13 protein-coding genes are annotated in these 13349 nt (G+C 69.4%); 5 read left to right on the forward strand and 8 right to left on the reverse strand.

All coding sequences use genetic code 11. The features are described from left to right. Nucleotides 1–44: 44 nt before the first annotated feature. The gene (locus tag AB0J95_RS44135; RefSeq protein ID WP_364771687.1) at nucleotides 45–1553 is read right to left on the reverse strand and encodes an amino acid permease; all 1509 of its coding nucleotides are present in this window, start codon (nucleotides 1551–1553) and stop codon (nucleotides 45–47) included. 480 nt (nucleotides 1554–2033) lie between these two features. Between AB0J95_RS44135 and AB0J95_RS44140 the strand changes: the two genes are divergently transcribed. Genes AB0J95_RS44140 through AB0J95_RS44155 form a run of 4 tightly spaced genes read left to right on the forward strand, consistent with a single transcriptional unit; the run spans nucleotide 2034 to nucleotide 4244 of the window. Continuing rightward, entirely contained in the window at nucleotides 2034–2399 is a 366-nt protein-coding gene (locus tag AB0J95_RS44140) for a hypothetical protein (protein WP_364771689.1), read from the forward strand. Further along, nucleotides 2396–3118: a hypothetical protein gene (locus AB0J95_RS44145; RefSeq protein WP_364771691.1), complete on the forward strand. Its 723-nt coding sequence runs from the start codon at nucleotides 2396–2398 to the stop codon at nucleotides 3116–3118. Before AB0J95_RS44140 ends, AB0J95_RS44145 begins: the two co-directional genes overlap by 4 nt. A 12-nt stretch (nucleotides 3119–3130) precedes the next feature. After that, the gene (locus AB0J95_RS44150; RefSeq protein WP_364771693.1) at nucleotides 3131–3445 is read left to right on the forward strand and encodes a hypothetical protein; all 315 of its coding nucleotides are present in this window, start codon (nucleotides 3131–3133) and stop codon (nucleotides 3443–3445) included. Between the two features lie 10 nt (nucleotides 3446–3455). Next, the gene (locus tag AB0J95_RS44155; RefSeq protein ID WP_364771694.1) at nucleotides 3456–4244 is read left to right on the forward strand and encodes a hypothetical protein; all 789 of its coding nucleotides are present in this window, start codon (nucleotides 3456–3458) and stop codon (nucleotides 4242–4244) included. Nucleotides 4245–4247: 3 nt separating this feature from the next. Here the strand turns inward: AB0J95_RS44155 and AB0J95_RS44160 are convergent, their stop codons facing one another. From AB0J95_RS44160 to AB0J95_RS44185, 6 genes are all read right to left on the reverse strand, one after another. Then, a complete protein-coding gene (locus AB0J95_RS44160) occupies nucleotides 4248–5168 on the reverse strand; it encodes a cation diffusion facilitator family transporter (RefSeq protein ID WP_364771696.1) in 921 nt (306 codons plus the stop codon). Nucleotides 5169–5204: 36 nt separating this feature from the next. Continuing rightward, nucleotides 5205–6410, reverse strand: a complete 1206-nt coding sequence (gene manA / locus AB0J95_RS44165) for a mannose-6-phosphate isomerase, class I (RefSeq protein WP_364771698.1) — start codon at nucleotides 6408–6410, stop codon at nucleotides 5205–5207. Nucleotides 6411–6473: 63 nt separating this feature from the next. Next, complete coding sequence (locus tag AB0J95_RS44170; RefSeq protein WP_364771700.1) at nucleotides 6474–7565, reverse strand: hypothetical protein; 1092 nt, start codon at nucleotides 7563–7565, stop codon at nucleotides 6474–6476. Nucleotides 7566–7572: 7 nt separating this feature from the next. Continuing rightward, nucleotides 7573–7776: a Trm112 family protein gene (locus tag AB0J95_RS44175; RefSeq protein WP_364771702.1), complete on the reverse strand. Its 204-nt coding sequence runs from the start codon at nucleotides 7774–7776 to the stop codon at nucleotides 7573–7575. Between the two features lie 31 nt (nucleotides 7777–7807). Next, nucleotides 7808–9157 (reverse strand): phosphomannomutase/phosphoglucomutase, encoded by a 1350-nt coding sequence (locus tag AB0J95_RS44180; protein WP_364771704.1) that lies wholly within the window; start codon nucleotides 9155–9157, stop codon nucleotides 7808–7810. 51 nt (nucleotides 9158–9208) lie between these two features. Next, the gene (locus tag AB0J95_RS44185) at nucleotides 9209–9568 is read right to left on the reverse strand and encodes a DUF3499 domain-containing protein (protein ID WP_364771705.1); all 360 of its coding nucleotides are present in this window, start codon (nucleotides 9566–9568) and stop codon (nucleotides 9209–9211) included. A gap of 114 nt (nucleotides 9569–9682) precedes the next feature. Between AB0J95_RS44185 and AB0J95_RS44190 the strand changes: the two genes are divergently transcribed. Continuing rightward, the gene (locus tag AB0J95_RS44190) at nucleotides 9683–10150 is read left to right on the forward strand and encodes a metallopeptidase family protein (protein ID WP_364771969.1); all 468 of its coding nucleotides are present in this window, start codon (nucleotides 9683–9685) and stop codon (nucleotides 10148–10150) included. 5 nt (nucleotides 10151–10155) lie between these two features. Here AB0J95_RS44190 and AB0J95_RS44195 read toward each other — a convergent pair whose 3' ends face one another. Then, nucleotides 10156–13326: a glycosyltransferase family 2 protein gene (locus tag AB0J95_RS44195; RefSeq protein WP_364771706.1), complete on the reverse strand. Its 3171-nt coding sequence runs from the start codon at nucleotides 13324–13326 to the stop codon at nucleotides 10156–10158. Between the last annotated feature and the right edge of the window lie 23 nt (nucleotides 13327–13349).

Below are 13349 nucleotides of genomic sequence, written 5' to 3' on the forward strand. Positions count from 1 at the left end.
ATCGCCCCATCTCGTGAACGCTTGCCCCGTGGGCAAGTCTTCGGTCAGACCTTCTCCTCGTCGCGCATTCGCTTGCCCAGCACGGAGTTCCGGCGGCTGTAGGCGAAGTAGACGATGAACCCGAGCACCATCCACGCGACGAACCGCAGCCAGGTCAGCACGGTCAGGTTCAGCATCAGCCACAGGCAGGCGAGGATGGCCAGGATCGGGATCACCGGCACCCACGGCACCCGGAAGCCGCGCGAGAGGTCCGGCCGCGTCCGCCGCAGTACCCACACGCCCGCCGAGACGAGGATGAACGCGAACAGGGTGCCGACGTTGACCATCTCCTCGAGCTTGTCCGCCGCGAAGAACGTCGCCGCGAGAGCCACCAGGACGGAGATCACGATGGTCGCGCGGGCCGGGGTGCCGTGCTTGCCGGTCTTGGCCAGACCCCTTGGCAGCAAACCGTCCCTGGACATCGCGAAGACCACCCGGACCTGGCCGAGCAGCAGCACCATGACCACTGTGGTCAGACCGGCGAGGGCGCCGACCGAGATCACGTTGGCCGCCCAGTCGACCCCGTTGGCCGAGAACGCGGTCGCCAATGTCTTGCGGCCGGCGGGATCCGCGTTCGTCGAGAGCTTCTGGTAGGGCAGCATCCCGGAGACCACAAGGGACACCGCGACGTAGAGGACGGTCACGATCGCCAGCGAACCCAGGATTCCGCGCGGCACAGCCCGTTGCGGGTTGCGCGTCTCCTCGGCGGTGGTCGCCACGACGTCGAACCCGATGAACGCGAAGAACACCAGCGACGCGGCCGCCAGCAGACCGAAGATCCCGTACGTGCTGCTGCCACCACCGGCCAGCAGCGAGAACAGCGACTGGTCGACCCCCGTGGACGTGGTCGCCGTCGGCGGTGCCGCGGCCGGCACGAACGGGGAGTAGTTGGCGGACTTGATGTACGCGATCCCGAAGAAGATCACGAACAGCACGATGGCGACCTTGATCCCGGTGATCACCAGGCTGACCCGCGAGGAGAGCTTGGTGCCGAACGTGAGGAGCGTGGCGAGGACGACGACCAGCAGCAGCGCGCCCCAGTCGATCTCCAGTCCGCCGACCTTGACCACTGTCTCGACCGTGCCGCCGAACAGGTAGCCGAGCACCACCTGCAGGTACGCCGACCACCCCTTGGCCACCGCCGCGGCGCCGACCGCGAACTCCAGCACCAGGTCCCAGCCGATGATCCACGCGACCAGCTCACCGAACGTCGCGTAGGAGAACGTGTACGCGCTGCCCGCGACCGGCACAGTCGAGGCGAACTCCGCGTAGCACAACGCCGCCAACGCACACGCGATCGCCGCGAGCACGAACGCGAGCGACACCGAAGGCCCCGCGAAGTCCCCCGCCGTCCGCGCGGTGAGGGTGAAGATCCCCGCCCCGATGACGACCGCGACACCGAACACCGTCAGGTCCCACGCGCTCAGGTTCCTTCTGAGCTTGGTGTCCGGCTCGTCAGTATCCGAGATCGACTGCTCGACCGTTTTCGTCCGCCACAACCCTGTGCCCGGCACCGTCGCCTCCCAACACACTCGCACGCCCGATCGCGTGATCAAGAGACTACGTCCTGCGACCACCTTCATGGGATCAACCAAGCAGGCGACCAGGCCCGTTCCCCGCAACCGGGTGACCGGGTGACGGAATCGTGATGTGAGCCGAGCCGATCTTCACATTCACGCATTTGCCGACCATTTGGAGCTGTACCCGCCGACTGGCCCTGCCGTTTCGCTATTCGGCGAATCATTCCCCTCGCGCTTACGTCGAAGGCGAGGTGGCGGACAACAAACAGCCGAACGGGACTGTCGACAAAAGCATTCGGCTTCGCCGCCGGGACTGAGGTGGTTCGTTTTCGAAGGCGGTGAAACGGTACCGCGCAGGGAACCGATGTAGGGGCGCCAGCGTCGGAGGGTGGTCGGCTGAATGCCCCGAGTGACCGGAGACCCAGCGTGAAAAGTGCGGACCGAGCAGCCCGCAATCGCCGAACCGTTGCACTGATGTGGGGACTGATGGGCGAGATCCAGCTGGGCACCATCCTCGTGGTGTGGGCGAATGGGAGCCCACAACCACTAGGGCGGCAGGCCTTCGGGCACACCGGCTCATTCGTGCTCGTCACCGTCATGATGCTTCTGCTCGCCCTGTGCATGCTGACCGTCGTGCTGGCCGGCCGGGTGCCCCGGTTGCTGCGGCTCAGCATCCTGCTGGCACTCGCGATCGGCGCGGGCCTGCTCGTGACGATCGTGCTGACGGACATGTCCGGCGACCCTCAAGGGCCGTGGCTTCAGCTGATCTTCAGCTTGATAGCGATCTTTCTAGTGGTTCAGGAAATCACCCGATCAGCGGCCAAGGAGAAACGACCGTGACCGACGACCTGTCGGCTCAGTTCAGTCAATTGCAGCAGTACACCTCGGCACTGCACGAACTGATGACAGCCGCTCAGTCCCATGCACCCACCCATTCCACCGGGGCGGACCGGACCGGGGCCGTCCGTGTGACGATCGATCATGACGGCTTGCCGGAGTCCTTTCGGGTGGAGAACGACTGGGACCGGCGGATCGAGCCGGACTCGTTCGGTGTCGCGGTCATGGACGCCTTCCACGCCGCTATCGGTGACCGGATGCAGAAGTGGTCCCAGGTCCTCACCGACGATGGCTGGCGCGACTGTGCGGACCGGCTCAGGCAAGGCCAGCCGACCGGACGGATACCGGCCGCCTTCCGCAAGCCTGCGCCAGTAGAGCGACCTCGTCCGGTCGGTGTTGTCGCCGAGGACGTGTTCAAGGCCTTCGACGGCGTGACGGCCGTTGCCAAGACACCGGAGAACACCACAGCGAGCGGCTCCGACCTGAGCGGAAAACTCACCATCACCCTGTCCAAGACTGGAATGACCGCGGTCACCGCGGATCAACGTTGGACGGCTGACCAAACCGCGGCTCGTCTGATGAACGCTCTCGGGCAAGCACTTCAGACGGCCAAACAAGAACTCCGTACGCAGCCGGCAGCGGCGGTCCCATCGGATGGCCTGGACGGTCTGCTCGCCGAAGTGATGACAATTCTTGGCGACCCGCGCCATCTTGCCGACTGAAGGGGGACCGGCATGGCACCGCCCACCGCCGAACAAGTGAAAGTCGCGACTGAGGCACTGCGAAAGGAGGCAGGTGTCTGGGACGAGGAGTCTGCGGAGATGACCAAGATCGCGGACAAGGCGGACGGCCTGCGACTCACCCGGATCGAGGCCGGTGTCTTCCAAGTCATCTTCGACGCCTACGGCCTGGCCATCGACCAGATCATCGCCCGTTCCCACGAAGGATCAGAACGGATGTCTGAAGTCGGAAGGACATTGCGCTCGGTCGCCGACACGTACGAGAGCGAAGAGACCGCGAAGGTCCACAAGCTGAAGAACATCTACTGAGGGGGCGACCGTGGAATTCAGCGAGGCTCAGTTCAACGAAGTGCTCGGAAAGATCAACAAGGGGATGACCGATCTCGCGGCCAAGATCGACGAGGTGCCCCGAGCCGCCCGCGCGGCGATGGATCACTGGTATGTCCCCGACTTCATGGGCGACGCGATCGAGTGGTGCGCGACGAAGATCTGCGAACTGGCCAAGTGGCTGCTCAACAAGATCAAAGAGGCACTCGTCGGAGTCGCCGCACCGATCTGCTTCTTCAACCGCGCCATTGACTGGCAGGACGTCCGCGGTCTCGCGAACGGTGTGACCGGCCAGCTCAAGCCGGAAGCGATGCCCGCGGTCACCAGCTGGACCGGCTCGGGAGCCACGGCGTACAAGGCCAGTATCAAGCCGCAGGGAGACGCCGCCGCGAAGATCGCTGCGATCGCCGACAAGGTCGCCCAGGCGTTGTTCTACTGCTCCGGTGCAGGGCTGTTGTTCTACCTCGCCATCGCGCTCATCTTGGCCAAGTTCATCGCCGCGATGGTGGTCGGGATCGCGGCCTTCAGCTCGGCTGTCTTCTCGTGGGCGGGCGCAGCGTTGGTCGTGGAAGAAGCTGGTGTGAACAGCGCAATGATCTGGAGCGCGATCGTCGCTCTGAGCGGTGTTCTGGTCGTTCAGGCCCAGCAGCTCACCATCGTGCATGGTGAGACGGTCGACAACAGTGCGTTCCCTCGTGGCCATTGGCCGGACCCGCTGTCGAGTACCTACGGCGATGCCACCGTCAAGGACGGCGACGCCGACTGGTCGCTGAACTCCTGACGGCTACGAAGAGGTGGGGGTGCGGTCGAGGTCGGGTTCGAGGTAGATCAGGCGGGCGGAGGGGACCTTGGTGCGCACGCGCAGCTCGGCGTCGTCGATGGCCTGGGCCACTTCCTCGGTGGACAGGCCGGGGCTCAACGCGATCTTGGCGGCCACCAGGAGCTCTTCGGGGCCGAGGTACTGCGTGCGGATGTGGATGACGCGTTCGACGCGGCCGGCGGCGAGTTCGTCGACGATGGTGTCCAGTTCGGTGGGGGTGGCGCCTTCGCCGATGAGGAGGCTCTTCATCTCGACGATGAGGATCACGGCGATGATGCCGAGCAGCACGCCGATCATGATCGTGCCCACGCCGTCCCACACGGGGTCGCCGGTGACGACGGCGAGGCCGACGCCGATCAGGGCGAACATCAGACCCAGCAGGGCACCGGCGTCCTCAAGCAGGACAACGGGAAGCTCCGGGGTGCGGGACTGGCGGATGAACTGCCACCACGTCAGGCCGCCCTTCAGCGAACGGGACTCGCTGATGGCCGTCTTGAAGCTGTAGCTCTCCAGGCCGATCGCGACCACCAGGATCAGCACCGCCACGATCGGCGACTCCAGCGGCTCGGGCGCCTCGACCTTGTGGATGCCCTCGTACAGCGCGAAGACCGACCCGAGGGTGAACAGCATCAGGGCCACGACGAACGAGTAGAAGTACCGGTCCCGCCCGTAGCCGAACGGGTGGTCACGGTCCGCCGCCCGCTGGGAGGTCCGCTGGCCCAGCAGGAGCAGGCCCTGGTTGGAGGTGTCCGCCACCGAGTGCACCGACTCGGCCAGCATCGACGAGGACCCCGTCACGAGGAACCCGACGAACTTGGCTACCGCGATGCCCGCGTTCGCCAGCAGCGCCGCGATGATCGCGCGAGTCCCGCCACCTGCCGACACGTGCCCTCCCTGGAGTCCGGATTGTCCGGACGAACCCTAACCGCCCGCGGTGGCGCGGAAGACCTGGGCCCTCGCGCCGGGGACCGGGGTCACCCGCGCGTCGGGGTCGCACGCCGCCAGCCAGGCGGACTGGCCACGGCCGAGCTCGACCTTCTTGCCCTCAGCCTGGAGCACCACGCCGCCGGCGGTGCAGATCACGATCTGCGGCCCGCAGGAGGCCAGCAGGCCCTCGTGCGACTCGTCCGGCGCCCACTCCAGGCGGGACAGCTCGAACTCCAGCGCGTCCGTGGGGTACCGCCAATGCCCGGTGTCGACCGCGGTCCCGGACAGCACGGGCATGTCCGCGCAGGTGAAGTCCAGCACCCGCAACAACTCCGGCACATCCACGTGCTTCGGCGTCAACCCGCCGCGCAGGATGTTGTCCGAGTTCGCCAGGATCTCCACGGCCGTGCCGTGCAGGTAGGTGTGCAGGTTGCCGGCGGGCAGGAAGATCGCCTCGCCCGGCGCCAGCGCGACCCGGTTGAGCAGCAACGCGGCCAGCACACCCGCGTCGCCCTCGTGCGCCTCGCCCAGCTCGAGGATGGTCCGGCACTCCTGGTCGAACTCGCCATGCTCCTTCACGTGCAGCACGCACGCGTCCAGCATCTCCGGCAGCAACGTGTCCAACGCGGTCTGCGGCAACGTGATCCACGTCGTGAACAGCGCACGCAGGCCGTTCGAGTCAGGCTGCCCGGCCAGCAGGTCCGTGTACGCCTTCATCCCGGGCGTCTCCAGCTGCCGCAGCAGCCGCACGGTCCGGTGCGGGTCACGGAACCCGGCCAGCGCGTGGAACTCGGTCAGCGCGCAGACCAGCTCGGGCTTGGCGGTCGGGTCCGGGTAGTTGCGGTTCTTCGCGTCCCGCGGGATGCCCTGGGCCTCTTCCCGCTCGTAGCCCTCCTTGGCCTGCTCGGCCGAGGGGTGGGCCTGCAGGCTGAGCGCCTCGTCCGCGGCGAGGATCTTGAGCAGGAACGGCAGGCGGTTGCCCCACTGCGCGGCGCAGTCGGGGCCGAGCTGGCCGATCGGGTCGGCGTCGACGATCTCCAGCAGCGAGCGGTCGCCCACGTGCGACGGGTCACCGGGGTGCGCTCCCATCCACAGCTCCGCTTCCGGGTGCGGTGCCGGCACCGGCCGCCCCAGCAACTCGGCGATGGTCGTGCGCGACCCCCATGCATAGGGCCGCACAGCGTTGCGCAGCAACTCCACTCGTTCCCACTCCTCTAGTCGGGCGCCGCCCCGAGGGGCACCCCTGGTGCGCCACCCTGGCGCTCACACCCCGGCCGGGGCGTACCGTCCTGACCCGCCGATCGTCCCGGCCGCCAGGCCGAGGTACAGCGCCGCGAGCTCGAAGCGCAGTGCCAGCACCGCGGCCCGGACGGGCTCGTCCGCGGTGACCTCCTCCGCGGGCACCAGCACGTCGGCGCCCGGCAGCGTGTCCGCGGCCATGTGCCGCGCCGCATCCGCGGCCGGTCCGGCACTGACCGCCAGCAGCTGCACCCTCAGCATGGCCGTGGGGTCACCCGCGAAATCATCAGGATCGTCGAAGATACCCTGACCCGAGGTCGCCCGGACGGCCGCCCGGTGCAGCACGAACCTGGTCTGGGCGTCGGCATATGAGCCCACATCACAGACGAACCCGGCATGCGCGGCCAGGACGTGCCGCGCGTGATGGGCCACGGCTGTGCCCGCCGGGTCCAGTCCCCACAGTAGCGGGACTCGATCACTCAGGCGCAGAGCCAGTGATTTGGCCGGGTTGACAAACGACTCGTGGGCGAGGTGGCTCTTCTCGGCCTCCTTGTCCAGCTCGTCGGCCAGCACGTCCAGGTCGGTGCGCAGGATGCCCAGCGTCTTGACCACGTACAGGCCCGCGGCCAGTGCCCGCGGGAACGCGAACCCGGGCGGCACGGGCACCCGGGGTTCGAGCAGGTGGGCGCGCCCGGCGCCGGCGGCGGCCACCGGGCCGTCGGGCGGGGCTGTGAGCACGGTGGTGGCGCCGCGGCGGGTCGCCAGCCCGATCGACTCGGCCAGCTCGTGGTCCCCGGGGTCCTCCGTGTGGGTGATCACCACATCGAGGGCGCCCACCCAGGCCGGGACCTGTTCGGCGAGCACGATCGGGATCGGGCAGGACGGCCCGACCAGGGCGACCAGCAGGTCGGCGATGGACCGGCCGTGCCCCGGCCGGGTGACCAGGATCAGCGCTCGCGGCCGGAAGTCCCGCAGGGTCTCGGCGACACCGCGTTCCTCGGCCGCCTCGACCACCGAGCGTGCCTGGGCACCGGCCAGCGCGGCGGCCCGCAGCAGGCCGTCGGTGTCCGCCTCGGTCAGCCTGGCCGGGTCGTCCAGCAGGGTGTCGTCGGGCATCGGGACGTCACTCGCCCGCGGTGGTGGGCTCTGTCGCCTCGTCGAGCAGCAGCACGGGGATGCCGTCGGTCACCGGGTACTGGCGGCCGCACGACGTGCACGTGAGAACGTCCGCCGAGGGGTCATCCGGGGTGCCCGGCCGCAACGCCGCGTGGTCGTCCGACGGGCAGGCCAGGATGTCCAGCAACTTCTGGTCGAGTTGAACAGCCACGCTATCCCTCCCTTGTCCTGTCCAGCTTGCCTCAATCCCGCACGAGTGCGAGCACCTCATCGCGCAGAGCGGACACCGCGTCCGCGTCCTGTGCCTCGACGTTCAGGCGCAGCAGCGGCTCGGTGTTCGACGGGCGCAGGTTGAACCAGGCACCACCCGGCAGCTCGACGGTGAGACCGTCCAGCTCGTCGATGGTGACGCCATCGCGGGAACCGAACGCGTCCTTGACCGCGGCCATGCGTCCGCGCTGGTCGTCCACGGTGGAGTTGATCTCCCCGGACGCGGCATAGCGGGCATATTCACGGGTCAGCTCGGACAGGGGGCCGTCCTGCTCGCCCAACGCGGCGAGCACGTGCAGCGCGGCCAGCATGCCGGTGTCGGCGCGCCAGAAGTCGCGGAAGTAGTAGTGCGCGGAGTGCTCGCCGCCGAAGATCGCGCCGGTCCTGGCCATCTCCTGCTTGATGAACGAGTGGCCCACGCGGGTGCGCACCGGGACACCGCCGTGCTCGGCGACGATCTCCGGCACGCCCTTGGAGGTGATCAGGTTGTAGATGATCGTGGCGCCCGGCTCCTTGGCCAGCTCACGGGTGGCGACCAGGGCGGTGATCGCGCTCGGCGAGACCGGCTCGCCGCGCTCGTCGACCACGAAGCAGCGGTCGGCGTCGCCGTCGAACGCGACGCCCGCGTCCGCGCCGACCTCGCGCACCTTGGCCTGCAGGTCGACGATGTTGTCCGGGTTGAGCGGGTTAGCCTCGTGGTTCGGGAAGCTGCCGTCCAGCTCGAAGTACATCGGGACGATCTCGATCGGCAGGCCCTCGAACACCTCGGGGACCGTGTAGCCGCCCATGCCGTTGCCCGCGTCCACGACGATCTTGAGCGGGCGGATGTTCTTCAGGTCGACCAGCCGGTTGAGGTAGGCGGCGTACGCGGAGAGCATGTTGCGCTCGTCGACCGCGCCGTGTGTGGCGCCCGACTCGGGGAAGCCCTGCTCCACATCCCGCTGGATGTCGGCCAGGCCGCTGTCCTGCCCCACCGGGGCGGCGCCCGCACGGCAGAGCTTGATCCCGTTGTAGGCGGCCGGGTTGTGGCTCGCGGTGAACATCGCGCCGGGCAGGTTCAGCTCGCCCGAGGCGAAGTAGAGCATGTCGGTGCTGGCCAGGCCGATGGACACGACGTCGACGCCCTCCCGGGTGACGCCCTCGGCGAACGCGCCGGCCAGGCCGGGGGACGAGTCACGCATGTCGTGGCCCACGACGATCGCCGGGCCGCCGACCAGCCGGGCGAACGCGGCGCCCACTTCACGGACAAGGTCGCTGTCGAGCTGCTCGCCCACCAGGCCGCGGATGTCGTACGCCTTGAAGACAGCGGACAGGTCACGCACAGGACTCTCCCGGGGTCGCCATGAACTTCGCGGGTGAGCCTATTCGACGGTCTACTCGACGACGGGATCGGGCAGCACCCTGAGGTGACCCCGGCGGCCGTTCGCGCTGGACGGGTCGGGTGTCTCCACCGGCCGGTCCGGGCGGCCCGCCTCGCGCACGGCCTCGGCCAGCGCTGTCAGGTCGTCGTGGCTGGGCTCGGGGGCCGCGAACTCGCCGTCCGCCCGCACGACCTCCCAGCCCTTCGGCGCGGTGAGCCGCAACGCGTGCTGCTCGCAGAGGTCGTAGCTGTGCGGTTCGGAGTAGGTGGCCAGCGGGCCGACGACCGCGGTCGAGTCGGCGTAGGCGTAGGTCAGCGTCGCGACGGCCGGATTGACGCACCCGGTCCGTGAACAACGCCGAACGTTCCGCACGAACGTGGACGATAGCGCGTTTCCGTTCGCCGGGCAGGCAGGCACACCGGCGACACGCCCCCCAGTACCCTGTTCGTCCTAGTGTCTTTGTTCTGCAGGGAGGTCTGAGTGGTCATGCCACGCCGTGCGCGCCGCCGGGGCGGTCGCGGCCGGGACCGGCATGGCCGCGGGCTGCGCGGCCCCCTGATCCCCATGTCGCTGCCTGCCGCGTCGACCCGGGCCGAACGGTTCGACGCGCTCGTGCTGGAGGCGCTGGAGCCGATTGAGGCCCGTTGGCGCACCGAGCTGACCAAGCTGGACGTGGCGGTCGACGACGTGCCCGAGATCGAGTCCCGCACCCCCGGAGCACCGCCCCCCGACGGCGTGCTCGCCGACGGCGGCGTCCCGCTGGCCCGGCTGGTGCCCGCCGGCATGGACCGCCGCGGCAACCCCACCTCCGCGCGGATCGTGCTCTACCGGCGGCCGCTGGAGGCGCGCGCCAAGGACAGCGTGGATCTCGCCGACCTCGTGCATGACGTTCTGGTGGAACAGATCGCGAACTACCTCGGCGTGGACCCGGACGCCATCGAGGGCAGCGCCTGAGTGGTCTACGTCACCCGGCGCCGACCGGGGATGGCGGTCATCAGCGTGAACAGCAGGATCGCGCCCTGGATCAGAAGCAGGAACGCCCGCAGCGTCGAGGAGTACTCGACGCGGACGTCCGCGGCGCGAGCGGGGACGGCGACGCCGACGAGGTTGCCCCAGGCGCGGACGACGGCCACCTGTTTGTTGTTGATCTGAGCGCGCCAGCCGGGTTCCTCGGCGGCGGCGATCACCAGGAGCCGTCCGTCGCTGCCGTCGGAGACGCGCAGGGCGATGTCGGGCAGCTGAGCGTCGACGGGGACGACACCGCCGGTGCCCAGGACGGTGGGCGGGGCGCCGCCGGTGACGGCGAGTTTGGCCTGTTCGGGAGCGAGCAGGACGGCGATCCCGGCGGCCGGTTGCAGGCGCAGGATGGGGCGACCGTCCGAAGTGGACGCTGCTGGGGAGACGAGGTCCCCTGCGGCGGCCTGCAACGCCGCCGAGGTTTGCCGGTCCGGCATGACGACGAAGACGACGCCTGCCGCGGCGGCCGAGGCGACGGCTTCTTTTGGTGAGGTGGAGCGGAGTTCGGTGTCCCAGAGTTGCAGCCTCGCGGCCGCCGACGCCACCGGAGCAAGATCATCGTCCCCGTACGCGGGCATGCGACCGGCGGCCATTCGCGCGGGTTCGTCGCCACGGGACAGGATCAGCACCGCCCGCCCGGTCGTCGCGATCTCATGCGTCGGCGACGAGGCCAGCTGAACCCCAGTACCCGAGGTCAACGGCCCGGCACGGAAGTAGAACGCGCCAACAGCCAGCACGGCGAGCCCGAAAGCCCCGGCAACGGCCAGCCGCAAGGGAAAACCGGTCCCGCACACCCCAGCCAGCGCCCACAGCAGCCCCCACCCGACGACGATCAGCGGCGTCCCCAGCCACCCATGCTGGTCGGGTCCGCCGGCCACCGGCGAAGCCGTGAGAAAACGCACCACAGCCACCCCGGCGAGCCCCAGGAAGGCCAACCCGAGCCCAGGCAGAGCCCCTCGCCGAGGCCGCCACACCACCCCAACGACCACCCCAGCAACAACGACGAGCCCCAGCCACACCCAAGGCCCCAACGGACTCTCGGGCACCCAAGCCCCGACGCCCTGCAACACCACGCCTGGGTGCTGCAACACGACAGCAGGCCATGGCAGCAGCAACCCCAACGGCAGCAACACGATCAGGAACAGCGCCACCGCCCGCCGACGCCCATCCCCTCGTTGCCCGCCAACGGCCACGAACCCGCCCAGCGCGCACATCAGCACGATGATGTGCGCCAACGGAGAGAACGCCCCTAGCACCGCTAGCCCCAGCGAAGACCCTGCGGCCAAAGACAACCACGACCGCGTGGCCCGAGTCAGCACGGACACCACACCGGCCACCACAGGCGGCAACAGGATGTGCACCACGACGGCGTCGAGCCGGCCTTCAGCCACCGCAACGAAAGCCGGCGGCAGCAACGCGTACGCCCCGGCGATCAACGCCCGCGCACCTCGCCGCACCGGCAGCCGCCGGGTCGCCAGGTACGCGCCGAGTCCCGCGAGAGGCATGTCCAGCAACGTCAGCAGCCCGGCCTTGCCGCCGAGAAGCCCAAGCACCGCAAGGGCGGCAGGCGCGGGCGACGCCGTTCCCCCGTCGACGGGATGCCAGGCGGCGATGTACTCGGCCCAGGGATCGGCCACCGGCAGCAACCGCCCGCCGACCACGTCGAGACCCAGCCGCTGCCAGTTGACCGCGAACGCGACCACCAGCAACGCCAGGACCAGCAACAACGGCGGCGCGAGCAGGATCTGCCGGAGCACCCGTCCGCGATCCACCGCAACCAGCAGGAGATCGGGCGCGGGCGCCGGGCTCCCGTCCCGTGGCACCGGCGAAGGCCGCGGCCGGGGCGAGGGGCGACGACCGGACGGCCTCGGCACCGGCACGGCCACCGCGCTCGGCGGCCGGCGAAGACCTGCCGACCTGCGCGGCCCTGACCGCCGTAGCGCACCGGCGGGCAACGCGTCCGGGCCAACCGGCCGGGGGCCTTCCTCCGGCGGCACCCAGACCGCCTCAGGCCCCTCTGGCAAGCGTCCCAGCGCCGCGTCCGCCTCGACGCGGCGGCGGACCAGCTGGCTCATCCCGGCGCGGATCATGTTCCGCAACCGCGTGGTCCGGCTGGTGAACAGCCCGCGCACGTTCCCGCGCTGCCCTGAGCGGGCCGAACGCGCCCGCAGCAGGCCAAGGCGCCCGCCGAGCATCCGGCCGAGCGCCACGAGCTCGCCGCGGGCCGCGGAAAGCCGGCGCAGCAGCGTGAAACCCAGGGCTCGCAGCAAACACAGCAAAGCCAGCCGGGGAATGCCGACGGCGAAAGAGAAAAACGAACAGTTCACCAGGAAGGTGCGTATCCCATGCGATCTCGCGGCGGCGTCCGCCGAAGATGATCTCGAACCGCGGGACAACGCGCGGGCATGGCGAATTCGGGCCGCCGGGACGCACAATGCGACCGCCCCGGTCCGGTTGGCCCGCCAGCCGAAGTCGATATCGTCGAAAACCAGCGGCAGTGCTGGATCGAAACCGTCCAACTGGTTCCACAAATCGCGCCGGACGAGCATCCCGGCCGACGAGACCGCGAGCACCTCGCTGCTCTGCTCGATCTGGTTGGCCCGGACCAGTTCACCCGACCCGATGCCGGTCTGCCGGTGCCCGGAGGCGTCGGTGGACAGCCCGGCCTCGACGATCAGCCGCGGATCTTCCCAGTCCAGCGCCACTGGGCCGAGCACCCCGGCCGACGGCGACAGCTCCGCCGCGGTCAGCAATGTGCCCAGGCAGTCCGGTTCGGGCGCACAGTCGTCGTGCAGCAGCCAGACCCAGCCGCCCGGATCGCCCCACCGCTCGACGCCGTAGTCCACCGCCGCGGCAACTGCTTGCCCGAAACCGGTTTCAGGATCCAGCGTGAGCACGCCGTCGATCACGTCGGCACTCGAAGCGAGGATGCGCGCGGTGTCGTCGGACGATCCGGTGTCCACGGCCACCACGTGCCGGGGCTTCGGTGTGCTGCGGCGCAACGCGGACAGCGCCAGCCGCAGCCACTCCTGTCCGTTGTGGCAGACCAGAATCGCGAGAACGGGCACGGTCCGGAGCACCGGCGGTGCCTGGAACGCCCCGCGCGCGGCCACCCGATCACCTCCGTACAGTTCCT

This window comes from Actinocrispum sp. NPDC049592, from assembly GCF_040675465.1.
Taxonomy (GTDB): domain Bacteria; phylum Actinomycetota; class Actinomycetes; order Mycobacteriales; family Pseudonocardiaceae; genus Kibdelosporangium.

Excerpts from the sequence above, each read along its gene's own strand:
- AB0J95_RS44140 (WP_364771689.1), top strand. The coding sequence starts at position 2,034 with ATGTGGGGACTGATGGGCGAGATCCAGCTGGGCACCATCCTCGTGGTG.
- AB0J95_RS44150 (WP_364771693.1), top strand. The coding sequence starts at position 3,131 with ATGGCACCGCCCACCGCCGAACAAGTGAAAGTCGCGACTGAGGCACTG.
- AB0J95_RS44170 (WP_364771700.1), bottom strand. The coding sequence starts at position 7,565 with ATGCCCGACGACACCCTGCTGGACGACCCGGCCAGGCTGACCGAGGCG.
- AB0J95_RS44190 (WP_364771969.1), top strand. The coding sequence starts at position 9,683 with ATGCCACGCCGTGCGCGCCGCCGGGGCGGTCGCGGCCGGGACCGGCAT.